1 pseudogene is annotated in these 536 nt (G+C 63.2%); it reads left to right on the forward strand.

The annotated features are described in order from the left end of the window. Positions 1-259: 259 nt before the first annotated feature. A pseudogene (locus tag IEW19_RS23250) lies at positions 260-536 on the forward strand (hypothetical protein); the annotation flags it as partial.

Below are 536 nucleotides of genomic sequence, written 5' to 3' on the forward strand. Positions count from 1 at the left end.
CCCGGAAACCATGCCAAACACGAGCCGGCACCCCCGCAAACCATGCCAAACGTGAGCGGGCGTGTTGGTGGACTGGGCGGGGTTGTGAAGATGGCCACGATACCGGCACCAGGGTCCCCTCTGTCCCGGGAGATTTTGTGGCTCCACTAGAATTGATGAAGATGTACGGACTTCGAAGCGCTTGATTTCGGGTTGCGTAGGAAATGAAACGAGCGGCTGCAGTTGCGCCAGTGGTCGGCTCACAACAGGAGGAATCCATATGGCCGAGCACAACGGTGGCAACCGCGGCAACGACCGTGGCGCGTTCCGCGGCAACAACAACTCCGGCGGTGAGCCCCGGGGGTTCCGGTCCCGGTCCGACCGTGGCGGGGACAACTCTTCCCGCGGCGCGGCTGCCGGCGGTGAACGGAAACCCTATGGTGACCGTGATCGTAAGCCGTTTGGTGACCGCCCGCGTCGTGATGGTGAGGGTGACCGTCGTGGTTTCGGTGGCGGTGCCGGTGACCGTGACCGCAAACCCTATGGTGACCGTGATC

The sequence above is a fragment of the Arthrobacter liuii genome, from assembly GCF_014639275.1.
GTDB classification, from domain to species: domain Bacteria; phylum Actinomycetota; class Actinomycetes; order Actinomycetales; family Micrococcaceae; genus Arthrobacter; species Arthrobacter liuii.